Here is a 24,225-nt window from a genome sequence, read left to right on the forward strand (position 1 = left end):
CGGCGCATCCGCGGCCGTACCCTCCGGATAGGGGATCCGGGAGGATGGTTGTCGAATGAGCCACGCACCCGAGCCAACGGCCTCGCTCGAGGTCGCATTGGCTCACGCTTCCCGTCTCCTGGCCACCGATCCCGCGCTTGCGGGTGAACAGGCCACGGAAATCCTGAGGGTCGTTGGCAGCCATCCGATGGCCTTGCTGTTGCTTGGCGCATCGCATACCGCTCGCGGCAATGCCTCCCAAGCCACCGAAATCCTGGCCCCGCTTGCGCAAGCGCAACCGCAGTGGGCCATGGCGCAATACGAACTCGGCCTCGCGCTCGGTCGCGCCGGGCGCGGCGACGAGGCGGTCGCCGCGCTGCATCGCGCAGTCGCGCTCAAGCCAGATCTGCCACAGGCGTGGCTGGTGCTGGCGGATCATCTCCGCGCCATCGACGATGTCGCAGGCGCCGATGCGGCCTATGCGGCGCACATCAAGTTCTCGACTCGCGATCCGCGCCTGCTGGCCGCCGCCACGGCGCTGTACGAAAACCGTATCCCCGAAGCCGAAACGCTGTTGCGCCAGCACCTGAAGCAGGTGCCGACCGACGTGCCCGCCATCCGCATGCTGGCGGAGGTGGCGGCGCGGTTGGGACGCAATGAAGACGCCGAGCATCTGCTGGAGCGCTGCCTTGAACTGGCACCGAGCTTCCATGCCGCGCGGCAGAACTACGCGCTGGTACTGCACCGGAGCAACAAGCCGGCCGAGGCCCTGGTCCAGATCGAGACGCTGCTGAAACTCGAGCCTGCCAATCCGAGTTATCGCAACCTGAAGGCGGTCGTCCTCTGTCGCACGGGCGACTACAGTCCAGCCATCGAACTGTATGCCGACATCCTCGCCGAGTATCCGCAACATCCGAAGATCTGGCTGAGTTACGGCCATGCATTGAAGACGGCGGGTTTCCAGGATCGCGCCATCGATGCCTATCGCAAGAGCATCACGCTGGATCCAGGTTTCGGCGAGGCCTATTGGAGCCTGGCCAACCTCAAGACGTTCCAGTTCAGCGCCGACGAAGTGCAGACGATGCGCCTCCAGCTGCAGCGGGCCGACCTCGATACCGAGCATCGCTATCACCTGGAATTCGCGCTTGGCAAAGCGCTGGAGGACAACAGCGACTACGCGGAATCGTTCCAGCACTACCTCGAGGGCAATGCGCTGCGCCTTGCGAAGGTCCCCTACAAGGCGGACGACACGTCGGCGCGCGTCAGGCGCTCGAAGCAGGTTTACACCAGGGAATTCTTCGGCCAGCGCGCGGATTTCGGCAGCGATGCGCCGGACCCGATCTTCATCGTCGGTTTGCCACGCGCCGGGTCGACGCTGCTCGAGCAGATACTGTCGAGCCATTCCGCGGTCGAGGGGACGATGGAATTGCCCGAGATCATTTCGACCGCGCGGATGCTGCGCCAGCAAGGTAGCTCTGATCAGGCAACGTCAGATCATGCGACGCCTTATCACGACGTACTGGCGACGCTCGATGCGAAAGCCGTACGCGAGCTGGGCGAGCATTACATCGAGCGCACGCGCATCCATCGCAAGACCGGCGCGCCGTTCTTCATCGACAAGATGCCGAACAACTTCGCGCACATCGGCCTGATCCACCTGGCGCTGCCGAAGGCGAAGATCATCGATGCGCGCCGGCATCCGCTGGCGTGCTGTTTTTCTGGCTTCAAGCAGCACTTCGCGCGCGGGCAGAACTTCAGCTACAACCTCGACGACCTCGGCCGCTATTACCGCGACTACGTCGAGCTGATGGCGCATTTCGATACGGTGCTTCCCGGCCGCATCCATCGCGTGATCTACGAAACGATGGTGGATGACACCGAAGCCGAGGTGCGACGGCTGCTGGATTACTGCGGATTGCCGTTCGAGGCGCAGTGCCTGCGCTTCTTCGAGAACGAGCGTCCGGTACGTACTGCCAGTTCAGAGCAGGTGCGCAAACCGATCTATCGCGAAGGCATCGACCATTGGCGTCACTTCGATGCATGGCTCGGGCCGCTGAAGGCGGCGCTGGGGCCGGTGCTCGATGCCTATCCGGGCGTTCCGGAGTTCGCTGCGGGCGACGATAGCCTTACTTGATACATCCACCATGGGAGGGGAACAGATGCACAAGTTGAAGAAGGACATGGCGCGTTGCCGGCCGCTGGCTTTGCGGAGACTACCGCTGGCTGCGGCGATCTACCTCGCGTTCGGCTCAGTGTCGTTCGCGCAGGACGCCAAACCCGCCGATACGGCGCCAGCGCAGGAGCAGACGGCTCCGACGCTGGACACCATCGTGGTTACCGCGCAGAAGCGCGAGGAAAACCTGCAGAAGGTGCCGATCAGCATCCAGGCGCTCGGGCAGGCGCAACTGGAGCAGCAGAACGTCTCCGACTTCGACGACTACGCCAAGCTGATCCCGAGCCTGTCGTACGGTACCGCGGGCGGCGGCGTGTTCTCCGGCCCCGGCTTCCTGCAGGTCTACATGCGCGGCGTTGCGAGCGGTGGCGATGGCAACCATTCCGGTTCGCAGCCGAGCGTCGGCGTCTATCTCGACGAACAGCCGATCACTTCGATCACCGGCTCGCTCGATGTCCACATGTACGACATCAACCGCGTGGAAGCGCTCGCGGGGCCGCAAGGCACGCTGTATGGCGCCAGCTCGCAGGCCGGCACATTGCGCATCATCACCAACAAGCCCGATCCCACCGGGTTCGCGGCCAGCGTCAGCGCCGAGCTGAACGTGATGGATGGCGGCGGGATCGGCAATGTCACCGAAGGCATGGTCAACATGCCGATCAACGACCACACCGCGATCAGGCTGGTGGGCTGGCAGAAACACGACGCCGGCTATGTCGACAACGTGTATCGCACGCGCACGTTTCCAACCTCGGGCATTGTGGGCGACAACAGCACATTGGCCGAAAACGACTACAACACCGCCGACGCCGTCGGTGCGCGCGTGGCCTTGAAGATCGATCTCAACGACAACTGGTCGATTACACCGATGGTGATGGGCCAGAAACAAACTGCTTCGGGCAGCACCGGTTACGACCCGAGCGTTGGCGATCTGCAGGTGTCGCACGGTTATCCGGAGTCGTCCGACGACCGCTGGATGCAGGCGGCGCTGACCGTAGAGGGCAAGATCGGCAACTTCGATCTCACCTACGCGTTCGCGCATCTCAAGCGCGATGTCGATTCCGAGGCCGACTACAGCGATTACGGTTTCTGGTACGACACCTTATTCGGGTACGGCACTTACTTCTACGACGACAATGGCGACTTCATCAATCCGTCGCAATACATCCAGGCCAGGGACGAATACTCCAAGACGAGCCACGAACTGCGCATCGCCTCACCCAAGGAGCATCGCCTGCGCTTTGTCGGCGGCGTGTTCTGGCAGGAGCAGGACCATGACATCCTGCAGCGTTACAAGGTCGATGGCCTGGCGTCGTCCATTTCCGTTCCTGGCTGGGAAGATACGATCTGGCTGACCGCACAAGCGCGTCAGGACCGCGACGAAGCGGTGTTTGGCGAATTGTCGTTCGATATCACCGACAAGCTGACCGTTACCGGCGGTGCGCGCTACTTCCGCGCGAACAACAGCCTGAAGGGCTTCTTCGGTTTCGGCGATGGATACAGCGGGTCCACTGGCGTGGCCGCATGCTTCTCGCCAGAACAGTTCCACGGCGCGCCTTGCGTCAACCTCGACAAGAGGGTGAAGGAAAGCGACTCGATCGCGCGCGTCAACCTCACCTATGAAATCAGCGACACGAAACTGGTCTACGCGACGTGGTCGGAAGGCTTCCGCCCTGGCGGCATCAACCGCCGAGGTACGCTCGCACCGTATACGTCCGACTTCCTGACCAACTACGAGCTCGGTTGGAAGACGTCATGGGCGAACAACCGCCTGACGTTCAACGGCGCGATCTTCCGTCAGGATTGGGACGACTTCCAATTCTCCTACCTGGGCCAGAACGGACTTACGGAAATCCGCAACGCCGCGCAGGCGCGCATCGACGGTGTGGAACTGGAACTGAACTGGGCGGCAACCTACAACTTCAACCTTTCGGGCGGAATAGCCTGGTACGACGCGAAGCTCATGAAGGACTATTGCGAGCAGACCGATGCGAACAACATGCCGGTACCAAGCTGCTATGACCCTGCCCGGCCCTTCGACGTTGCCTTCGAGGGAGATCGGTTGCCGATCACGCCGAAGATCAAGGCCAACCTGACCGGTCGCTACACCTGGGATATCGGCCAATACGAGGCTTACTTCCAGGGTGCCGTGTTCCATCAGGGCGATCGCGTGAGCGATTTGCGCGAGGCGCAGCGGAACCTGCTCGGCGACCTCGATGCCTACACGCTGGTCGATCTGTCGGCGGGTTGGCGTCGTGGCAGCTGGACGCTGGACTTCTTCCTGAAGAATGCGTTCGACAAGCGGACGGAGCTGACCAAGTTCGCGGAATGCGCCACGCTGGTCTGCGGCAACCAGCCGTACATCGTGTCGACGCCACCACGCACGCTGGGTGTCCGGTTCTCGCGCGAGTTCTGATCACATAGTGAGTCGGGGCCGGGACGTTCGCGTCCCGGCCCTTCTTTTTGGAAGTGACCGAAGCTGGCCGATGGTGTCCTCACGGTAAGCTTGCGGCCAAAGCATCCTGGGATCCTGTGCATGACCGCCAGTACACCGCTCATCGTCACCTTTGCCATCTACCTGCTTTTGATGGTGGGGATTGGTTTCGCCGCATGGCGTTCGACCAAGAATTTCGACGACTACATTCTCGGCGGACGCTCGCTCGGCAGTTACGTCACGGCGTTGTCGGCCGGCGCATCGGACATGAGCGGCTGGTTGCTGCTCGGTTTGCCCGGCGCGTTGTACGTCGGTGGGATGTCGGAAGCGTGGATCGCACTCGGACTGATCGCCGGCGCGTGGTGCAATTGGAAATTCGTTGCCGGGCCGCTGCGCGTCTACACCGAGCGCACCCGCAACGCACTCACGCTGCCGGATTACTTCACCCATCGCTTCGCCGACGAGAGCAAGTTGTTGCGCATCCTGTCGGCGCTGGTGATCCTGGTGTTCTTCGCCGTGTATTGCGCCAGTGGCATTGTCGCTGGCGCGCGCCTGTTCGAAAGCGTGTTTGGCGTGCCGTACGAACAGGCGCTGTGGTGGGGCGCGGCGGCGACGATCCTGTACACGTTGATCGGCGGCTTCCTCGCAGTGAGCTGGACCGACACCGTGCAGGCGTCGCTGATGATCTTCGCGCTGGTGCTGACGCCGATCGTGGTGGTCATCAGCAACGGTGGCATTGGCCCGAGCCTGGCCCTGGTCGAACAGGTCGATCCGGTCCGTCTCGACTGGTTCAAGGGCGGTTCGTTGGGCTTCGTCGGTATCGTTTCGCTGCTGGCGTGGGGGTTGGGCTACTTCGGCCAGCCGCACATCCTCGCGCGGTTCATGGCGGCGGATGACCTGCAGACGATTCCCAAGGCGCGCCGCATCGGGATGACCTGGATGGTGCTCTGCCTGTTCGGCGCGATGGCCGTTGGTTTCTTCGGCATCGCGTATTTCGCCGCGCATCCGGAGCAGGGCGGCATGGTGCGCGAGAATCCGGAACGCGTGTTCATCGCACTATCAACACTCTTGTTTAATCCGTGGGTAGCGGGCGTACTGCTGTCGGCGATCCTCGCCGCGATCATGAGCACGCTGTCGTGCCAGTTGCTGGTGTGTTCGAGCGCACTGACCGAGGACTTCTACAAGGGCTTCGTGCGCAAGCACGCGAGCCAGCGCGAACTGGTGTGGTTCGGTCGCGCGATGGTGCTGGCGGTGTCGCTGGTGGCGATCTGGATCGCGCGTGATCCGGAGAGCCGCGTGCTCGGCCTGGTGTCGTATGCATGGGCCGGCTTCGGCGCCGCGTTCGGGCCGGTGGTGCTGATCTCGCTGTTCTGGCAACGCATGACCCGCAATGGCGCGCTCGCCGGCATGATCGTGGGTGCGTTGACGGTGATCCTGTGGAAGCAGACCGGTAGCGCGTTGTATGAAATGGTGCCGGGCTTCTTCGCTGCGTCGATCGCGATCGTGATCGCCAGCCTGCTCGATCGCGTACCAACGGCGGACATGCAGGCGACGCACGCGCAGGTGCAGGCGGCGCTGCAAGAGAATGGATATTGAACGTAGGGCGGGTCTCGACCCGCCGCTGAACGTCCGACCGCGGGTCAAGACCCGCCCTACGCAATGACCTCCGACAAACGCCCACTTGCCATCGCCGTCATGGGGCCGACCGCCTCGGGCAAGTCCGCGCTGGCGCTGGAGTGGGCGGAACGCTTGGGTGGCGAGATCGTCAGCGTCGATTCGGCGCTGGTGTATCGCGGGCTCGACATCGGTGCAGCCAAGCCGGATGCGGGCGAACGTGCGCGCGTGCCGCATCACCTGCTCGATCTGCGCGAGCCGTGGCAGACGTATTCGGCGGCCGAATTCGCCAACGATGCACGCGCCGCGGTCGACGCCATCGTCGCGCGCGGCAAGTTGCCGATCCTCGCCGGTGGCACCAGTCTGTATTTCCATGCGCTGCTGCATGGCCTGTCGCCGATGCCGGAAGCCGACCCCGAACTGCGTGCAGTCATCACCGCTGAAGCAAAGGAACGTGGCTGGCCCGCACTGCATGCCGAATTGGCCGCGATCGATCCGGTCGCCGCAGCGCGCATCCATGTCACCGATCCACAGCGGATCCAGCGTGCGCTGGAGGTCTATCGAGCAAGCGGACGCCCGATCAGCGAGTGGCAACGCGAAAGCCGGCAGTCGCGCCTTCCTCTGCGCGTGCTCAAGCTGGTGCTGGCCCCGCACGACCGTGGTGTGTTGCACGAGCGCATCGCCCGCCGTTTCGATGCGATGCTGGCTGCGGGATTCCTCGATGAAATGCAGCGCCTGCGCGCGCTCCCGCAATTGCGCGCAGTTGCCCGCCCGCTCGATCTACCGGCGTTGCGCGCCGTCGGCTACCGGCAGGCCTGGGAACACCTCGATAACGCCGCCACCGCCGGGGAGTTCCGCGATCGCGCCATTTTCGCCACGCGCCAGCTCGCCAAGCGCCAGTTGACCTGGCTGCGCGGAGAACTCGATGCGCGCTGGTTCGATCCTGCCGCCGACCGGCCGGCGCTGGAGGCGGCATTGGCCCTCTTCGTGAACGGGGACTAGCTACCTCCCAAGCTTGCCGGGGTTGTGTAACATCGAGCGGTTGCCGCCGCGGGGAGTGCGGGTCGGGCAATGCGGCTTTGGGCCGGAATAACAAAACAACATCCAAATTGGGGATACACCAATGTCCAAGGGGCAATCTTTACAGGACCCGTTCCTGAACGCGCTGCGCCGCGAGCGCGTACCGGTCTCGATTTACCTGGTCAACGGCATCAAGCTGCAGGGCACGATCGAATCCTTCGACCAGTTCGTGGTCCTGTTGCGCAATACCGTCAGCCAGATGGTCTACAAGCACGCGATTTCGACCGTGGTGCCGGCGCGCAACGTGCGCGTGGGACCGGGCGGCGGTTACGTGCAGTCCGCCGGGGACGGCGAAGAAGGCCAGCCCGACAGCGACGAGACCGAGTGACGGCCGCGGGTGACGGCTTGGGTTTTGCCCGGGCCGGCACCATCTGGATGACAATGCCCGGCATCCGCCGCACGAGCCACGCCGTTGTTTGAACGTTCCCGCAAGGGCGAAAACGCTTTGCTCATCCAACCCCACGCCGGTGGTCCACCGGATGAAGGTGCGGTGGAGGAATTCGCTGATCTGGCCAAGTCCGCCGGCGCCAGCGTCGCGGCGCTGCTGACCGCCCGTATCGACCGACCGAACCCGGCCACGCTGATCGGCAGCGGCAAGCTCGAGGAAGTGAAGGCCGCGGCCGACGCCACCGGCGCCGACCTGATCCTGGTCAACCATCCGCTCAGCCCGGGGCAGGAGCGCAACCTCGAGAAGGCGCTGCAGCGACGCGTGGTCGATCGCACCGGCCTGATCCTGGACATCTTCGCGCAACGCGCCCGCAGCCACGAAGGCAAGCTGCAGGTGGAACTGGCGCAGCTCAAGCACATGGCCACGCGTCTGGTACGTGGCTGGACCCACCTGGAACGCCAGCGCGGTGGTTCGATCGGCCTGCGTGGCCCTGGTGAAACGCAGCTCGAAACCGACCGCCGCCTGCTGCAGAAACGCGTCGAACAGTTGCAGAAGCGCTTGGAAAAAGTCGAAGTCCAGCGCACGCAGATGCGCCGTGCGCGCGTACGCAGCGAACTGCCGAGGGTGGCGCTGGTCGGCTATACCAATGCCGGCAAGTCGACGTTGTTCAATGCGCTGACCGGTGCCGACGCCTACGCCGCTGACCTGCTGTTCGCGACGCTCGATCCGACTGTGCGCCGGATCGCACTGTCGGGCGGTGGCGTGGTCCTGGCCGATACCGTCGGTTTCGTGCGCGACCTGCCGCACGAACTGGTGGCCGCTTTCCGTTCGACCTTGTCCGAGGCGCGCGAAGCCGATCTGCTGTTGCATGTGATCGACGCTTCCGATCCGTTGCGCGACGAACGCATCGCCCAGGTCGATGCGGTGCTGGAAGAAATCGGCGCCGGCGACATCCCGCAATTGCTGGTCTACAACAAGATCGACCGCGTGGAAGGCGCGTCACCGCGACGGGATGTTCCGGATGGCGAACTCATTGACACCATGCGCGAGCGGGTCTGGATCTCCGCGCGCGATCGCCTTGGCCTCGACCTGTTGCGCGAGGCGCTGGGCGCACGCCTCGGCCTGCGCCGGATCGCCGGCGAAGTGCAGTTGCCGCCGGGCGCGGGCCGCCTGCGCGCGCGGCTGCACGAACTCGGTGCAGTGCGCTCGGAACGCCATGACGAACACGGCTGGATCCTGCACCTGGACCTGGCCGAAGCCGACGCCGCGCGGTTGGTAGCGCATGCGTATGGTGAGCCGTTGAAACCGCTCTTGCTTGAGGCAATGGGCACCCCCACCTAGAATCGACTGCGCATTCATTGCGTTTCGGGCCGTCGGCCTGCGCAATCCAACCTTTGGAGCAGGCATGGCCTGGAACATACCCGGCGGTTCATCCGGCAAGGATGGCCGCAATCCCTGGCAACGCAAGGGCGGTGGCGGTGGCTTCGACAAGCTGCTCGATCCGTTGCGCGGCGTCTTCGGCGGCGGCGGTGGCGGCATCGGCCGCTGGGTCGGCATCGTGGTGGCGCTGTGGCTGGCGTTCAACTGCTTCGTGCTGATCACCGAGCAGCAACGCGGCGTGGTGCTGCGCTTCGGCCAGTTCGCGCGCGTCATGCAGCCTGGCCCGCACTTCAAGTTGCCGTGGCCGGTCGAGCGTGTGATCAAGGTCAACGCGACCCAGAGCCAGGCTTTCAACGATACCGTGCCGGTGCTGACCAGCGACGGGAACATGGTCAGTGTCGAGGTCAACGTGCAGTATCGCGTGGATGACCCGAAGCTCTATCTGTTCGGTACGCGTGACGCCAAGGCAATGTTGGAACAGGCTGCACTCAGTACTGTCCGTGAGCTTGTCGGCCGCTCCAAACTGGACACGGTCCTCAATGCTCGCGGAGAGTTGACTGGTGCAGTCACTCAGCGCCTCCAGCAATCGTTGAACGTATATAGAACTGGCCTGATCGTGTCGGGTCTGACTCTGCAGAATGCCCGTGTCCCAGAACAGGTCAAGGACGCGTTCGACGAAGCACAGCGCGCCGATGCGGATCGGAAAACCGCAATCAACCAGGCGGAAGCCTACGCCGCCAAGATTGTTCCCGAAGCACGAGGTGAAGCAGCGCAGCTCAGGACATCAGCCGAGGGCTATAAGACAACGTCGATCGCGCGCGCTACCGGCGACGCACAGCGCTTCTCGCTTCTGCTGGAGCAATACCAGGGAGCCCCGGAAGTCACGCGCAAGCGCCTGTGGCTGGAGACGCTACAACAGGTACTGTCAGAGAACCGGAAGGTGGTTGGTGGTGATGGTCGCCAGCTGATCTACGTGCCGATGCAAGGTGGTCGCGCGCCTGCACCGGCCACGCCACCACTGCTGTCGCCTGAACTGATTTCACCGGCTGTCAATGCTACGAACAACGATGTCCGTCCGGAGCGCAGTCCGCGCCCGAGCGGTCGTGAAGAGGGGACACGATGAAATTTTCTCCGTGGATGATGGCTGTCGCCGTTGGCCTGCTCGCCTTTCTGGGTTCGATCTATACAGTCGGCGAGGGCCAGTCGGCGATCGTGCTCAATCTGGGTAAGGTCGTGCGCACTGATGTTGGTCCCGGCCTGCACTTCAAATGGCCATTGATAGAATCCGCACGCGTGTTCGACCGTCGCCTGCATGTACTCGATGCCGAGCCTGAGCGCTCGATGACCACCGATAAACAGGACATCAGCGTCGACTTCTTCGCTGTCGGCAGGATCGATAACATCCGGGCCTACTACCGCGCCACCGGCGGTGACGAGACCACGGCCGTATCTCGATTGGCACCGATCATCAAGAGCGCGTTGCGCAACGAGATCAACTCGCGCACCTTGCAGCAAGTCGTCGCTGGTGATCGTTCTCAGGTAGTCCGCGATCAGCTGGAAACGATCAACCGCGGTGCAGCGACTTTGGGTGTGAAAATCGTGGATGTCCGCATCAAGCGGATTGATGTGCCACAAGACAGTAATGTTCTGGACTCGGTGTACAACCAGATGCGTTCGCAACGTCAACAGGTCGCGAGCAAATTGCGGGCCGAGGGCGTGGAGCAGGCACAGACCATCCGTGCCCAAGCCGAGCGCGAGCAGGCCGTCATCGTGGCCGAGGCCGAGCGCGACGCGCAGAAACTGCGCGGCGAAGGCGACGCCGAAGCCGCGCGCATCTACGCCCAGGCCTATGGTCGCGACCCGAGTTTCTATGCCTTCCACCGCAGCCTGGAGGCCTATCGCAGGTCGTTCTCCGACGGCAACGCGGTGATCGTCCTCGAGCGCAACGACCCGTTCCTGCAGTACCTGCGTAACGACCGATGAGCGATTTGTGGGCCGCGCTCTGCCTGGTGGCAGTGCTGGAGGGGCTGCTCCTGTTCGCCGCCCCCGGTGGCTGGAAGCGCGCCGCGGAGCAGCTGCAGGGGCTGCCGGACCGGCATCTACGCGCGGTCGGTGGTGCGGTGGTGATCCTGGGCCTGCTGTCGCTGCATTTCGTGCGCAACCTGTAGGTCAGGGTGGCCCCGATGGGGCAAAACCCGGATAATGCATAAAAGCCGGACGGGCAGCTCTTGAGCAACCCGCCGGCTTTTTCCGTGTCTGCCCTGTAGGAGCGGCTTTAGCCGCGACATGGCGTGACACGGTCGCGGCTAAAGCCGCTCCTACAAGAAGCTGTTGGAGTGATACACCATGGGTCAGTCAGTCGTCGTTCTCGGTGCCCAGTGGGGCGATGAAGGCAAGGGCAAGATCGTCGATCTGCTGACCGAGGAAATCGGTGCGGTCGTGCGTTTCCAGGGCGGCCACAACGCCGGCCATACGCTGGTGATCGGCGGCAAGAAGACCGTGCTGCACCTGATCCCGTCCGGCATCCTGCGCGACGACGCGCTGTGCCTGATCGGCAATGGCGTGGTGCTGTCGCCCGCCGCACTGAAGAAAGAGATCGCCGAACTCGAAGCCACCGGCGTCGACGTGCGTTCGCGCCTCAAGATCAGCCCGGCCACGCCGCTGATCATGCCGTACCACATCGCCCTGGATCAGGCCCGCGAGAAGGCCGCCGGCGGCAAGGCCATCGGCACCACCGGCCGCGGCATCGGCCCGGCGTATGAAGACAAGGTCGCGCGCCGCGGCGTGCGCGTCGCCGACCTGCAGTACCCGGCCGAGTTGGCCGAGAAGCTGCGCGAGGTGCTCGATTACCACAACTTCGTCCTGACCAAATACCTCGGCGTCGACGCCGTCGACTTCCAGCAGACGCTCGACGAAGCGCTCGAATTCGGCGCCTACGTCAAGCCGATGGTCAGCGATGTCGCCGGCATCCTTCACGACCTGCGCAAGCAGGGTAAGCGCGTGCTGTTCGAAGGCGCGCAGGGTTCGCTGCTCGATATCGACCACGGCACGTATCCGTATGTCACCTCGAGCAACACTACGGTCGGCGGCGCACTCGCCGGCACCGGTGTCGGCGCGGATGCGATCGACTACGTGCTCGGCATCGCCAAGGCCTACGCCACGCGCGTCGGCGGCGGTCCGTTCCCGACCGAACTCAATGACGAAGTCGGCGAGGGCATCCGCCAGCGTGGTTCCGAATTCGGCGCCACCACCGGCCGCCCGCGCCGCTGCGGCTGGATCGACATCGTTGCGTTGAAGCGCGCTGTCGCGATCAACGGCATCACCGGCCTGTGCATCACCAAGCTCGACATCCTCGACGGCATGCCGACGCTGAAGATGTGCATCGCCTACCAGTACCGTGGCAAGCGCACCGAATACGCGCCGCTCGACGCGGCCGGCTGGGAGGAATGCGAGCCGGTGTACCTGGAGTTCCCCGGCTGGGAAGAAACCACCGCCGGCATCACCGAATGGGACAAGCTCCCCGCCGCCGCACGCGCCTACCTGCGCGCACTGGAAGAACTCGTCGGCTGCCCACTGGCGATCGTTTCCACCGGCCCGGACCGCGACGCGAACATTGTGTTGCACGACCCCTTCGCCTAGGCGCACTGGCAAGCGATGAACACAAGAGGCCCCGCAACGCGGGGCCTCTTCACTTTCATGTACTGGATGGAAAGTCGACGGAGCACTTTGGTTTACATGACTTCCGGGGGTGGGTCGCCAGCCCGCGAGCCGCCACTATCCGACGGTCGGCCCTGGTGGGCCATGTTTTCCGAGGAAATGTCATGCGTCGTTCCCTGGTTTCCGCGATCGCGCTGGCGCTTGCCGGCCTGTCCATCACCGCCGTGGCGCAGTCGCCGGCCGCAACCGCCGCCGTGCAGGCCACCACGCAATTGCCGCGCAACGTGCGGCCGACGCATTACGACGTGGCGTTCGTGCCGCATGCGGAGACGCTCAGTTTCGATGGCAAGGTGACGATTGCGGTCGACGTGTTGAAGCCCACGACACGCATCGTCCTCAACGCGGTCGACATGAAGTTCGCCTCGGTGCAACTGACGCCTGCCAGCGGCAACGCGACGTATGCCGCCGCGCCCCAGGTCAGCGTCGATGCCGCGGCGCAGACGGCGACCTTCACCTTCGCACAACCAGTGCCGGTGGGCAGCTACAAACTGTCCATGGACTACACCGGCAAGATCAGCACACAGGCCAACGGGTTGTTCGCGATCGACTACGACACCAAGGCCGGCAAGCAGCGCGCGTTGTTCACGCAGTTCGAAGCCCCGGATGCACGTCGCTTCATCCCCTCGTGGGACGAGCCCGCGTACAAGGCCACCTTCACCCTCGAAGCCACCGTGCCGAGTGCGCAGATGGCGATCAGCAACATGCCGGTGGCGGACACCTCGGATCTGGGCAATGGCAGCAAGCGCGTCCGCTTCGCGGCGTCGCCGAAGATGTCGACCTACCTGCTGTTCTTCAGCGCGGGCGATTTCGATCGCGCCACGGCGAAGATGGGCGACATCGAGGTCGGTGTCGCCACGCAGAAGGGACTGGTCGACCAGGCCCGCTTCGCGCTGGATTCGTCCGTGGATGTGCTGCGCGATTACAACGATTACTTCGGCGTGGATTACCCGCTGCCCAAGCTGGACAACATCGCCTCGCCGGGCGGCAGCCAGTTCTTCAGCGCGATGGAGAACTGGGGCGCGATCCTCACCTTCGAACACACGCTGCTGATGAACCCCACGATCTCCACGCCGTCGGACAAGCAGCGCGTGTTCGGCGTCGCCGCGCACGAGATCGCCCACCAGTGGTTCGGCAACCTGGTGACGATGCAGTGGTGGGACGATCTCTGGCTCAACGAAGGCTTCGCCACGTGGATGGCGGGCCGCACCACCGAGAAGATGCACCCGGAGTGGAACACCGGGCTGTCGGCGGTGGGGGCCCGTGATTTCGCGATGAGCCTGGATGCCGTCGCGACCACGCACCCCGTGGTGCAGCGCGTGCAGACGGTGGAACAGGTCAGCCAGGCCTTCGATGCCATCACCTACCAGAAAGGTTCGGCGGTGATCCGCATGCTGGAGGGCTATGTCGGCGCGGATGCGTGGCGCGATGGCGTGCGCAGCTACATGAAGAAGCACGCTTACAGCAACACGGTGTCGGACGATCTGTGGCGCGAGATTCAGGCCGCTGCCGGCAAGCCGGTGCTCGACATCGCCCACGACTTTACGCTGCAGCAGGGCGTGCCGCTGATCCGCGTCGCAGCGTCCGGATGCGTCGACGGCAAGACCGCACTGGCACTGACGCAAGGCGAGTTCACCAAGGACCGGCCGGAAAAGAAATCGCTGTCGTGGCGCGTGCCCGTGATCGCGTCCGTGGTCGGCAGCAACACCGATGCGCGCACGCTCGTGGACGGTGGCAGCGGCACGCTGGAAGTGCCGGGCTGCGGCCCGGTCGTCGTCAATGCCGGGCAGACCGGTTACTACCGGACGCTGTATGCGCCGGCGCAGTTCGCGGAGGTCCGCAACGGTTTTGCGAAGCTGTCGTCGATCGACCAGCTCGGCATATTGAACGATGCGTGGGCGCTCGGCATGACCGGCCAGCAGCCTGCGTCGGATTACCTCGATCTCGCTTCCGCTACGCCCATCGACGCCGATCCGCAGATCTGGGGCGACATCGCCGGCGCGTTCTCCAGTCTCGATGCGTACTACGCGGGTGACGCGGCGCGGCGGGCGAAATTCCGCAAATTCGCCATCGCGCGACTGGCGCCGGTGTTCGCGAAGATCGGCTGGACCGCAAAACCGGGCGAGGCCGATCCGGTCGCGATCCTGCGCAGCGACCTGATCGGTACGCTGGGCTCGCTTGGCGACGCGGAGGTCATCGCGGAAGCGCGCCGCCGCTATGCCGCGCAAGCCACCGATCCGACGGCGATGCCGGCCGACCTGCGTCGCACCATCCTTGGTGTGGTCGCGCTCAATGCCGACAAGGCAACGTGGGACCAACTGCACGCCGATGCGGTCGCGGAGAAGACGCAACTGGTCAAGGACATGTTGTATTCGCTGCTGTCGATCGCGAAGGACAAGGCGCTGGCGCAGCGTGCTCTCGAACTCGCGCTCACCGACGAGCCGGGTGCGACCAACAGTGCGTCGATGATCAGCACGGTGGCGGGGCAGCACCCCGAACTCGCCTTCGATTTCGCCGTCGCGCACCGCGCGCAGGTGGACAAGAAGGTCGATACGAGTTCCCTCAGCCGCTATTACCCGGGCCTGGGCAGCAACTCGCTTGAACCGGCGATGGTCGGCAAGATCAAGGCCTATGCGGATGCGCACATCGCCGCAGGATCGCGTCGTCCGGCTGAAACGGCCATCGCCAACGTGCAGTACCGCATCAAGGTGCGCAACGAACGACTTCCGGCGATCAGTGCGTGGCTGGACAAGAACGGCGGTTGATCTTCCTTCTCCCCGCATCAGCGGGGAGAAGGTGCCCGAAGGGCGGATGAGGGGTACCGCTTTTCGCGTACCCCTCACCCTGCTTCGCTGCGCGAAGCTGTCCCTCTCCCCGCTGCGGGGGCGAGGGGAAAGGTCTCGCATTGCGGGGCTCTAAGCAGCGCCCCACAACCGGCGTGCCTCTTCGGCGATCACGTCCGGGCGTTCTTCCGGCCAGAACAGCTTGCTGCCTTCCAGTCGCCGCACGCCGCGCGAGTTGCCGAAGCTGCGGTCGAGGTAGTCCGGACTCGCCGGCGAGAAGATCGTGTCGCCCATGCCCCACACGATCCGCGTCGGCACAGGGCAGCGCTTGAGTGCCGCCTCGATGCCGGCCAGCGGGTTGTGCTCGAGCGCGATGGCGTACGCATGTGCCAGCGCCTTCCGTCGCGGCGAACTCAGCAGCGGTGAGAAATAGGTTTCGATGGCCTCGTCGGTCGGATGCAACGGATCGGCGAAGCACATCCCGCCGATGCCTTCCGCGGAACGCGCGAGGGCCTTGTCGGCACGCCATGGCGCGAGCCATTGGTCCACGAACTTCCCTTCCTTCGACAGCGCGATGACAGGCAGCATCGCCGGCGGTGGGCTGTCGGTCTCGGCGTCGCAGTTCGTCAGCAGCAGCGTGCGGACGCGCTCTGGGTGCCGCACCACGAAGAGCTGGGCGACCTGGCCGCCGCTATCGTTCGCAATGAGGTCGACGGTCGGGATCGAAAGCGTGTCCAGCAACGCCACTAGCATCGCAACCTGCGCATCGGGTGCGACGCTCTGTCCCTCGGCGACTTCCGTGTAGCCCATCGCCAGGAAATCGGGCGCGATGCAGCGACGATAGGGCGACAGGCGATCGATCGCGCCCCGCCACTGGAAGCTGTTGAGCGGAAAGCCATGCAGGAACAGTGCGACATCGCCAGCGCCACGGTCGATGTATGCGATGTTGCCGAAGGAGGTCCTGGCGAAACGTCGTGCGGCGTGGAAAGCCGCGGCATCCATCGTTCCACCCGCCATGGCCGAGGTGATGCCGCCGGCCACGCGAGGCATGCATCCGGTGAGTACGCCTGCCGCAAGTGCACCGCCAGCCATTCCAATGAAACTCCTGCGATTCATGTCATCTCCTGAGTGATTACTGCCGTTCGATGGGTGACGATGATTCGCTGGCAGCAACATTCAATCAATGACCTGGGAGATCATGGATGCATGACCTGTCAGGTCATGGTTTTGCCTGTGGACGGAACCGTAAAATGACGACGATGGACACCATCGCCTCGCATTCGTCATCGCCATCAACGCCTGCCCACGTCGGCGTGCTGTTACGCGAGTGGCGCGCAGCCCGGCGCCTGAGCCAGCTTGATCTTGCGCTCGATGCGGGCTTGTCCACGCGCCATCTCAGCTGTGTCGAAACCGGGAAGGCGCAACCCAGCCGCGACACGATCGCGCGGCTCGCCGACGCGCTCGAGATGCCGCTGCGCGAACGCAACGCGTTGCTCATGGCCGCGGGCTACGCTCCCAAGTACCCGGAAACGGCGCTGGCCACGCCCGAAATGGCGCAGGTCCGCCGCGCGATCGAGTTCATCCTCGCGCAGCAGGAACCGTACCCGGCGTTCGTCCTCAACCGGCGCTGGGACATTCTGATGGCCAACCCTGCTGCACTACGGGTCAACGGCTTCGTGATGCGCGGCCGCGCCAGCGCGCACAAGAACATGATCCGGCAAATCTTCGATCCCGATGACCTGCGTCCGGCCGTCGCGAACTGGGATGAGGTCGCCGGCGACCTGATCCGCCACCTGCACGACGAAGTCGCGGCCGCGCCCACGGATGCCGCCGCGCGCGCCTTGTTGGACGAAGTGCTGGCGTATCCAGGCGTACCGACGCGCTGGCGCACGCGCGAGCTGGGCACCGCGCCTTCACCGTTGCTGACGACGGTGCTGCGCCGTGACCACCACGAGCTGCGTTTCTTCTCGACCATCACCACCTTCGGCACGCCGCGCGACGTCACCATCGACGAACTGCACATCGAATGCTGCTTCCCGGTGGACGATGCGACCACGGAACTTTGCCGAGCGCTTGCTCGCGACGACATGCAAGCAGGTTGAAACCGGTGGACGGACGCCACGGGCCCGCCAGTCCGATTTCATACTCCTCTCACGCCAATCGCGATAACGATGCACCGCCGCTGAAGTGGCAGCCAGTCGGCTGATGAAGATTTCGTGACTTTTGCATCTCCTGTTCCAAGAAGGGATGGATGCCCGCAAGTACCGTCATGCCGAACTGGAACCGAAAACGCCTGCTCTGGATCGTCTGTACCGCGTTGCTGACGGCGCTCGCGGTGGTCCTCGCCTTGAACTTCGTCGGCCCGGAAAAGAAGATCGAGCGCAAGATCGAGCATCGTTATGCGATCGCCGACGCACAGTACCGTCGCGAGATGGGTGTGCTGCTGGGTCCCTCCATCGTTCATGGGAACCGCGTGACGGCGCTCCAGAACGGCGACGAGATTTTCCCGGCAATGCTCGGGGCCATCCGCTCGGCGCGCCGTACTATCACGTTCGAAACCTATGTCTACTGGTCTGGCCAGGTTGGTGAAGCGTTCGCGCAGGCGCTGAGCGAACGTGCACAGACGGGCGTTGCGGTCAACGTGATCATCGACTGGGTCGGTAGCGTCAAGATGGACGAGGCACTGCTGGATCGCATGGGGAAAGCCGGCGTTCGCATCCACCGCTACCGTCCATTGCACTGGTACAACCTGAGCCGGCTCAATCACCGCACTCATCGCAAGTTGCTGGTAGTGGATGGCCGCGTCGGCTTCACCGGGGGCGTCGGCATCGCAGATCCGTGGCTGGGGCACGCGCAGGATCCCGACCACTGGCGCGAAACGCACTTCCGGTTGGAAGGTCCGGCGGTCGCGCACATGCAGTCGGCGTTCAACGACAACTGGATCAAGACGACAGGCGAAATACTGAACGGCGCCGACTACTTTCCTCCACTGGAAGCAGTCGGCAACGCGGACGCACAAATGTTCATCGCTTCGCCGTCGGGCGGAAGCGAGAGCATGCACCTGATGTACCTGATGACGATCGCGGCCGCCTCGCAATCGATCGACCTGGCGATGTCGTATTTCGTACCCGACGAGCTGGCGATCAAGGCCCTGGTGGCGGCGCGCCACCGTGGTGTCCGCATCCGTATCCTGCTGCCGGGACCGCACACTGATTCCGATACCGGGCGTCTGGCGTCGAAGGCCGAGTGGGGCCCGTTGCTGCTCGCCGGCGTGGAGATCCACGAGTACCAACCGACGATGCTGCACACCAAGCTGCTGATCGTCGATCACGAGCTCGTATCGGTAGGCTCGACCAATTTCGATCCACGCTCATTCCGACTCAACGACGAAGCCAACCTCAACATCTACGACCACGACTTCGCCCAGGCGATGACCGAGGTATTCGAAACCGACCTGAAGCAAAGCAAGCCATATTCCTACGAACTCTGGCGGCAGCGTCCCTGGCAGCAGAAAATGGCAGAGAAGTTCATCTATCCGCTGAAATCCCAGCTGTAGTTACCGCATCAATCGGTTATGCATCACAGCCGCGATGCCAGGTCAGCACATCGCTGGGCAATAGCGGCTCCAGATCGATCCCCAATGCCCTGTAGGCATCCAAGTCATCCATCAATGTTCCGGCAAGGTTCGTTGACCATGCGCTGGCTCCTCGACCGCTTGTTCCAATACATTCGCTACCGACGCTTGAGTGAGACCGCCAGCCTTCGCAAAGCGTCGCGAACGGCGTCCGCTTCGATGCATCCAATGCCGAAGACGATGCCCATGTCGTGAGTGTTATTCATCGCGAAGTCGCTGATGGATTGCGCGCCAGACGCATGCTGTCGAACCTTCGACATGATCCATCTAGTGGCTTCGACATCTCCTGCGTCCCGATAGCTAGTGGATAGATGGATGCCAGCTTCGGATGGAATCGGCTGCAACCAGGGATGCAGCTCCTGCGCAAGACCGTCGAGCATCGCCTGGCGACGTTCCGCATACACCTTGCGCATCTTGCGCACGTGGCGCGCGAGGTGGCCGTCGAGGATGAAGTGGGCAAGTGCGTCCTGCACCTGCACGTTGCCGGTGGTATCGGCGCATTCCTTCACTGCCGCCAGCGCCTCGCGCGCCCACGCCGGAGCTGCGACGTAGCCTACGCGCAGCGAGGGGAACAGGCTCTTGGAAAAGGTGCCGACGTAGAGCACGCTCGCGTCGCGATCGAGCGTCTGCAGGGCGTCGAGTGGACGGTTGCCGTAGCGGAATTCGCCGTCGTAGTCGTCCTCGATGATGACCGCGCCGTGCCTGCGTGCGAACGCCAGCAATGCCGTGCGTCGCGGCATCGACATCGCCACCCCCGTCGGAAACTGGTGGGACGGCGTGACATAGACAATGCGCACGTCGTTAGGCAGCTGATCCACGCGCAGCCCTTCGTCATCCACCGGAACGGGCACCAACTGCGCACCCGCCGCAGCCATCGCGGTGCGCAGTGGCGGATAGCCCGGGTCTTCGATCGCGACCTTGGTACGGCCGGGCGTCACCAGCACGCGCGCCAACAGATCGAAGGCCTGCTGCGCGCCGGACGTGACGACTACATCGTCGGCGCTGCAGGCGACGGCGCGTGCAAATGACACGTGCTGGGCGATTGCCGCGCGCAGCCGCGGACGGCCGTGTGGATCCTGATAGCCGAACGAGGCGGGGTGGCGGGAGTTGAAGGCGCGCGCCAGTAGTCGACGCCAGATATCGAAGGGGAAGTGACGATGCTCGGGCGTGCCGAGCCGAAATCCGGGCGTCCACGCGTCCGTCGCATGACTTGTCGTCGTCCACGCCGGCAGCCGCCACTGCGGATTGAGTCGATCGTCCTCCAGGCGTGCGCGGCGACGTGCCGCCGGCCTCGCACCGAGGTCCGCCACCACGGCCTTCGCGCCGGCGCGCGTTACGACGTAGCCCTCGGCTACCAACAAATCGTAGGCGGCGATGACGGTATTGCGGGCGATGCCGTAAGCCGTAGCGACGCGGCGGGTCGAAGGCAGTTCTGCGCCGGGCAGCAGGCGCTGGTCGAGGATGGCGGCGCGCAATTGCTCATGCAGCCGATGCATCCGGCCGTTAGGACCAACACTCGCAAAGTCGATCGAAAACTCAAAAACTGGTTCCATCGAAATCATAGAAACTGGCGCATCTTGAGAACCAGTCAAAGCGTACGGTATCCACCACGGGCCGCCAAGACCCGCTGCCACCCGCGGAGCCTGCGCCATGACCAGCCCATTGCTGCCCCAACCGAAATCGCTCATCGAATATCTGCCGGCGCGCATCTGCAGCAGCGCCGACCTGCCGTGGATTCCCGACTCGCCGGAAAAATCGTGGAAGCCGCTGCGTTTCTTCGCCGACGGCCGCGGCTTCGTCGAACTGCTGCGCATGGCGCCAGACGCGGTGATGCCGCTGCATCGCCACACCGGCGAGATCCATGCGTACAACCTCAGCGGCCAGCGCCAGTTGTGCACGGGTGAAGTCCTCGGCCCGGGCGATTACGCGTACGAGCCGCCGGGCAACATCGATTGGTGGAAGGTGGTCGGCGATGAACCGATGACCGTGCTGGTAGTGGTGATGGGCACGGTGGAGTTCCTCGGCCCCGGCCAGGTAGTGAAGGCGCGCGCGTCTGCGCAGACGCAACTCAAGGCTTATCACGACTACTGCCAGCAGCACGGCCTGCCGCTGCTCGACCTCGTAGATTGAGGAATTTCGGATGTCCGCCATTCTTTCTTCTTTACACCGCCATGCGTGGGCACGGCGATTGGCGGCCGCCGGCGTGTCGGCCGTGATGTTGTTGTCGCACGGTGCACCGACCGCGCGCGCCGAAACCGGCCAGGACTACGCCAAGCAAGCCGGCACGCGCCTGGTTGGCCGCGTGGCGCCGACGCCCAGGCTCGCAACCATCGATGGCAAGACGATTGATCTGGCTGCATTGCGCGGACGCAAGGCCGTGTACCTGAAGTTCTGGGCGACCTGGTGCGTGCCGTGCCGCGACCAGATGCCGCATTTCGAAAAAGTGAAGCGCACCGCGGGTGATGATCTGGAAGTCGTCGCCATCAATATCGGCTTCGACGACACGCTGGCGCAGATCGAGGCATATCGCCGCGAGCACGGACTGACCATGCCGATCGTGCGCGACGACGACGGACGCCTGGGCGAGCTGTTCGGCCTGCGCGTGACACCGCAGCATGTGGTCATCGGCAAAGAGGGTCGAATTCAATACGTAGGTCATCTGGCCGATGCCCGGCTGGACGCGGCGCTGGCCAGTGCGCGCCAATCGTCCGCGTCCGATTCCAGGACGGCTGCGATGTCGCCACCTTCGTCTGGGCAGCAAGCCGCACCGGTTACTGCACGCATCGGTGATGTCGTGCCATCGCTGACAGTGAAAACCCTGGAAGGCTACGAGATCGCGCTCAAGGATCCTGCTGGAAAGCGCGAGACCGTACTGGCGTTTCTGTCGCCCTGGTGCGAGGGCTATTTCGAGAAGACGCGCCCACGCTCCTCCAAGCGATGCCGCTCATTGCGCGAGCAACTGGTCGCGCTCGGCCGTGACCGCAGCGTCCGATGGGTGGGCATCGCGTCGGGCCTGTGGGCGTCGGAACAGGACCTGCACAACTACCGCAACGAGCACGGCATTCCCGTGCCGCTGACGCTGGATCGCGAAGGTGCGCTGTTCCGTCGCTTCGGTATCCATCGCGTGCCGGCGGTGATCGTGGTGGATGCGGGCGGGAGGATCGTGGGGCAGGTCGATGTGGACGAACTCAAGGGCGGCCACCTGCAGCAGTCCGCCCGCGCAACACGTGCGCGTGGCCATCGTTGATATCTGGAGCACCGGTATGAATCGGATGAACCGTTGGACGGCATCGGCGCGAGTGATCTGGCTCGTACTACTGATGCTGATGGGCTCACTGGCGGCGGCGGCAATGCCGGATGCACCCAAGCCATCCGCCGAGGTCGAACCACTTCCAGTGGAAGAGGCGTTTGTCTTGTCGTCGCGTGTGCTGGACGACGGCACGCTGGACGACGGCATGATCGTGTTGCAGTGGATCATGCCGCCGCACTACTACCTGTATCGCGACCGCTTCTCGCTCATTGCCGTCAACGCGCCCGATGCATTGGGTGCGTTGCAGTGGCCTGCTGGCCGCCGGCATCTGGATCCACAGTTCGGTAACGTCACCGTGTTTTACGACCGCGTGCAGTTGCGGGTGCCAGTGAAGGCGGCATCGTTGTCCGAGCCGCTTGAACTGAAGGTCACCTTCCAAGGCTGCCTCGAAAACAGCGTGTGTTATCCGCCCACCACGCGACGCTTGTCGTTCTCCCTGCCGACATCGCTTCGGCACGACACCGTGGATGCCAGTGTGCCGTGGCAATGGCTTCTGGTCCTACTGACTGCGTTCGTTGGTGGCGTCGTGCTGAACCTGATGCCCTGCGTATTGCCAGTGTTGTCGCTGAAGGTGTTGTCGGTGCTACAGGCCACCGACGACACGATCGGTGCGAAGAAACGGGCACTCGCGTACACCGCTGGCGTAATGCTGTCGTTCGCCGCATTGGGCGTGATCGTGCTCGCCTTGCGCGCCAGTGGTGCCGTGGCGGGGTGGGGCTTCCACATGCAACAACCGGGGGTGGTTGCAGCGTTGGCCCTGGTGATGCTCGCCATCGGCTTGGGGTTATCGGGCGTGGTGCATTTCGGCGCGGGACTGACAGGCATCGGCGGTCGTCGCATACCGGATCGCGGACTGCGCGGCGACTTCCTGGTTGGCGTACTGGCCTGTGTAGTCGCCAGTCCGTGCACGGCACCGTTCATGGGGGCCGCGCTGGCTTACGCGCTTGCATCAACGCAACCCGCGGCTGCGCTATCGGTGTTCCTTGCGCTTGGTTTTGGACTCGCTTCGCCGTTCCTCATCATGGCGTTCGTACCGGCCACGGCGCGTTGGCTGCCTAGGCCTGGCGCGTGGATGGAAACGCTGAAACAGCTGCTGGCTTTCCCGATGTATGCCACGGTGATCTGGCTGCTGTGGGTGCTGGGCAAGCAGCGCGGCGTCGATGCGATGGCGCTGCTGCTGCTCGCGGCGGTGACATTGGTGCTGGGCTTGTGGTGGTTCGAGAAGAAACGTTTCGCCAACGCCCGGCACCGCGTCGTTGCGGTGGCGATCGTGGTCTTGTCCTTTCTGCCGGTATTGACGCTCGCAACCACGCCAGCACAGTCGACGACGGCACACGCACTCCCGGCCGGTGCCGAACGTTTTACGCCCGCGCGTCTCGCCGAACTACGCCAGCAAGGGACGCCTGTGTTCGTCAATGTGACCGCCGACTGGTGCCTGACGTGCAAGGTCAACCAGACGGCGGTGCTGGGGCGCGATGAATTCCGCAAGTTGTTGGCAAAAACTGGCGCCGTGTATCTGGTTGCCGACTACACGCAACCCGACCCGGCGATCGGCGCACTGCTGAAAGAGCAGGGGGCGGTGGGCGTGCCGCTGTATGTCAGCTACCCGGGTAACGGACAGAGTGCAAAACTACCCAGCGTGTTATCGCTGGCAGCGATTGCTCACTCGCTCAGTCGTGGTGGATAAAGCTCGCATTTTGATAGTGCTTGAAATCGAACAGTGACACGCTTGTGCC

Annotated in this window: 18 protein-coding genes; 16 read left to right on the forward strand and 2 right to left on the reverse strand. The window is 64.0% G+C overall.

The annotated features are described in order from the left end of the window. Nucleotides 1–55: 55 nt before the first annotated feature. The 11 genes from MO486_RS12950 (at nt 56) to MO486_RS13000 (ending at nt 15,527) form a co-directional block, all read left to right on the forward strand. Nucleotides 56–2,113: a tetratricopeptide repeat-containing sulfotransferase family protein gene (locus tag MO486_RS12950; RefSeq protein ID WP_242908433.1), complete on the forward strand. Its 2,058-nt coding sequence runs from the start codon at nt 56–58 to the stop codon at nt 2,111–2,113. A 25-nt stretch (nt 2,114–2,138) separates the two neighbouring features. After that, the gene (locus MO486_RS12955; protein ID WP_242908435.1) at nt 2,139–4,568 is read left to right on the forward strand and encodes a TonB-dependent receptor; all 2,430 of its coding nucleotides are present in this window, start codon (nt 2,139–2,141) and stop codon (nt 4,566–4,568) included. Between the two features lie 120 nt (nt 4,569–4,688). Further along, complete coding sequence (putP, locus tag MO486_RS12960; RefSeq protein WP_242908437.1) at nt 4,689–6,182, forward strand: sodium/proline symporter PutP; 1,494 nt, start codon at nt 4,689–4,691, stop codon at nt 6,180–6,182. Between the two features lie 63 nt (nt 6,183–6,245). After that, nucleotides 6,246–7,202 carry a tRNA (adenosine(37)-N6)-dimethylallyltransferase MiaA gene (gene miaA, locus MO486_RS12965; protein WP_242908439.1) on the forward strand — a complete coding sequence of 319 codons (957 nt, stop codon included), beginning with the start codon at nt 6,246–6,248 and terminating at the stop codon, nt 7,200–7,202. A gap of 121 nt (nt 7,203–7,323) precedes the next feature. Next, on the forward strand, nt 7,324–7,608 hold the full coding sequence (gene hfq, locus MO486_RS12970; RefSeq protein WP_242908441.1) for an RNA chaperone Hfq: 285 nt from the start codon (nt 7,324–7,326) through the stop codon (nt 7,606–7,608). A gap of 84 nt (nt 7,609–7,692) precedes the next feature. Next, nucleotides 7,693–9,009 (forward strand): ribosome rescue GTPase HflX, encoded by a 1,317-nt coding sequence (gene hflX / locus MO486_RS12975; protein WP_242908443.1) that lies wholly within the window; start codon nt 7,693–7,695, stop codon nt 9,007–9,009. A gap of 64 nt (nt 9,010–9,073) precedes the next feature. Then, nucleotides 9,074–10,171, forward strand: coding sequence for an FtsH protease activity modulator HflK (hflK, locus tag MO486_RS12980; RefSeq protein ID WP_242908445.1), 1,098 nt, complete (start codon nt 9,074–9,076; stop codon nt 10,169–10,171). Beyond that, a complete protein-coding gene (hflC, locus tag MO486_RS12985) occupies nt 10,168–11,031 on the forward strand; it encodes a protease modulator HflC (protein ID WP_242908447.1) in 864 nt (287 codons plus the stop codon). Before hflK ends, hflC begins: the two co-directional genes overlap by 4 nt. After that, a complete protein-coding gene (locus MO486_RS12990; protein WP_242908449.1) occupies nt 11,028–11,216 on the forward strand; it encodes a DUF2065 family protein in 189 nt (62 codons plus the stop codon). The genes hflC and MO486_RS12990 overlap by 4 nt, the downstream gene beginning before the upstream one ends. Before the next feature lie 178 nt (nt 11,217–11,394). Continuing rightward, nucleotides 11,395–12,687 (forward strand): adenylosuccinate synthase, encoded by a 1,293-nt coding sequence (locus MO486_RS12995; RefSeq protein ID WP_242908451.1) that lies wholly within the window; start codon nt 11,395–11,397, stop codon nt 12,685–12,687. 182 nt (nt 12,688–12,869) lie between these two features. Beyond that, nucleotides 12,870–15,527, forward strand: a complete 2,658-nt coding sequence (locus tag MO486_RS13000; RefSeq protein WP_242908453.1) for a M1 family metallopeptidase — start codon at nt 12,870–12,872, stop codon at nt 15,525–15,527. Nucleotides 15,528–15,677: 150 nt separating this feature from the next. Here MO486_RS13000 and MO486_RS13005 read toward each other — a convergent pair whose 3' ends face one another. Then, nucleotides 15,678–16,661 carry an alpha/beta hydrolase gene (locus MO486_RS13005; RefSeq protein WP_242908455.1) on the reverse strand — a complete coding sequence of 328 codons (984 nt, stop codon included), beginning with the start codon at nt 16,659–16,661 and terminating at the stop codon, nt 15,678–15,680. Between the two features lie 143 nt (nt 16,662–16,804). Here MO486_RS13005 and MO486_RS13010 point away from each other — a divergent pair, with 143 nt between their 5' ends. Both MO486_RS13010 and MO486_RS13015 read left to right on the forward strand, forming a co-directional pair. Further along, a complete protein-coding gene (locus MO486_RS13010) occupies nt 16,805–17,647 on the forward strand; it encodes a helix-turn-helix transcriptional regulator (RefSeq protein WP_242908457.1) in 843 nt (280 codons plus the stop codon). Nucleotides 17,648–17,838: 191 nt separating this feature from the next. Then, entirely contained in the window at nt 17,839–19,101 is a 1,263-nt protein-coding gene (locus MO486_RS13015; protein WP_242908968.1) for a phospholipase D-like domain-containing protein, read from the forward strand. Between the two features lie 176 nt (nt 19,102–19,277). Here MO486_RS13015 and MO486_RS13020 read toward each other — a convergent pair whose 3' ends face one another. Next, entirely contained in the window at nt 19,278–20,675 is a 1,398-nt protein-coding gene (locus MO486_RS13020) for a PLP-dependent aminotransferase family protein (protein WP_242908459.1), read from the reverse strand. Nucleotides 20,676–20,829: 154 nt separating this feature from the next. On the opposite strand from MO486_RS13020, the gene MO486_RS13025 reads away from it, so the two are divergent. From MO486_RS13025 to MO486_RS13035, 3 genes are read left to right on the forward strand one after another with little or no spacing between them, the layout of a single operon-like run. Further along, nucleotides 20,830–21,309: a cupin domain-containing protein gene (locus tag MO486_RS13025; protein WP_242908461.1), complete on the forward strand. Its 480-nt coding sequence runs from the start codon at nt 20,830–20,832 to the stop codon at nt 21,307–21,309. 10 nt (nt 21,310–21,319) lie between these two features. After that, nucleotides 21,320–22,426 (forward strand): redoxin domain-containing protein, encoded by a 1,107-nt coding sequence (locus MO486_RS13030; RefSeq protein WP_242908463.1) that lies wholly within the window; start codon nt 21,320–21,322, stop codon nt 22,424–22,426. 16 nt (nt 22,427–22,442) lie between these two features. Then, entirely contained in the window at nt 22,443–24,176 is a 1,734-nt protein-coding gene (locus MO486_RS13035) for a protein-disulfide reductase DsbD (protein ID WP_242908465.1), read from the forward strand. Nucleotides 24,177–24,225: the final 49 nt, after the last annotated feature.

This window comes from Lysobacter sp. CFH 32150 (assembly GCF_022758295.1).
Lineage (GTDB): Bacteria > Pseudomonadota > Gammaproteobacteria > Xanthomonadales > Xanthomonadaceae > CFH-32150.

Bases quoted from the DNA above. Each gene is read 5' to 3' on its own strand.
- hflC (WP_242908447.1), top strand. From the start codon at position 10,168: ATGAAATTTTCTCCGTGGATGATGGCTGTCGCCGTTGGCCTGCTCGCC.
- hflK (WP_242908445.1), top strand. From the start codon at position 9,074: ATGGCCTGGAACATACCCGGCGGTTCATCCGGCAAGGATGGCCGCAAT.
- MO486_RS13005 (WP_242908455.1), bottom strand. From the start codon at position 16,661: ATGAATCGCAGGAGTTTCATTGGAATGGCTGGCGGTGCACTTGCGGCA.
- MO486_RS12950 (WP_242908433.1), top strand. From the start codon at position 56: ATGAGCCACGCACCCGAGCCAACGGCCTCGCTCGAGGTCGCATTGGCT.
- MO486_RS13020 (WP_242908459.1), bottom strand. From the start codon at position 20,675: ATGCATCGGCTGCATGAGCAATTGCGCGCCGCCATCCTCGACCAGCGC.
- putP (WP_242908437.1), top strand. From the start codon at position 4,689: ATGACCGCCAGTACACCGCTCATCGTCACCTTTGCCATCTACCTGCTT.
- MO486_RS12995 (WP_242908451.1), top strand. From the start codon at position 11,395: ATGGGTCAGTCAGTCGTCGTTCTCGGTGCCCAGTGGGGCGATGAAGGC.
- hfq (WP_242908441.1), top strand. From the start codon at position 7,324: ATGTCCAAGGGGCAATCTTTACAGGACCCGTTCCTGAACGCGCTGCGC.
- MO486_RS13010 (WP_242908457.1), top strand. From the start codon at position 16,805: ATGGACACCATCGCCTCGCATTCGTCATCGCCATCAACGCCTGCCCAC.
- MO486_RS13000 (WP_242908453.1), top strand. From the start codon at position 12,870: ATGCGTCGTTCCCTGGTTTCCGCGATCGCGCTGGCGCTTGCCGGCCTG.
- MO486_RS12955 (WP_242908435.1), top strand. From the start codon at position 2,139: ATGCACAAGTTGAAGAAGGACATGGCGCGTTGCCGGCCGCTGGCTTTG.
- MO486_RS13035 (WP_242908465.1), top strand. From the start codon at position 22,443: ATGAATCGGATGAACCGTTGGACGGCATCGGCGCGAGTGATCTGGCTC.
- MO486_RS13025 (WP_242908461.1), top strand. From the start codon at position 20,830: ATGACCAGCCCATTGCTGCCCCAACCGAAATCGCTCATCGAATATCTG.
- MO486_RS12990 (WP_242908449.1), top strand. From the start codon at position 11,028: ATGAGCGATTTGTGGGCCGCGCTCTGCCTGGTGGCAGTGCTGGAGGGG.
- MO486_RS13030 (WP_242908463.1), top strand. From the start codon at position 21,320: ATGTCCGCCATTCTTTCTTCTTTACACCGCCATGCGTGGGCACGGCGA.
- miaA (WP_242908439.1), top strand. From the start codon at position 6,246: ATGACCTCCGACAAACGCCCACTTGCCATCGCCGTCATGGGGCCGACC.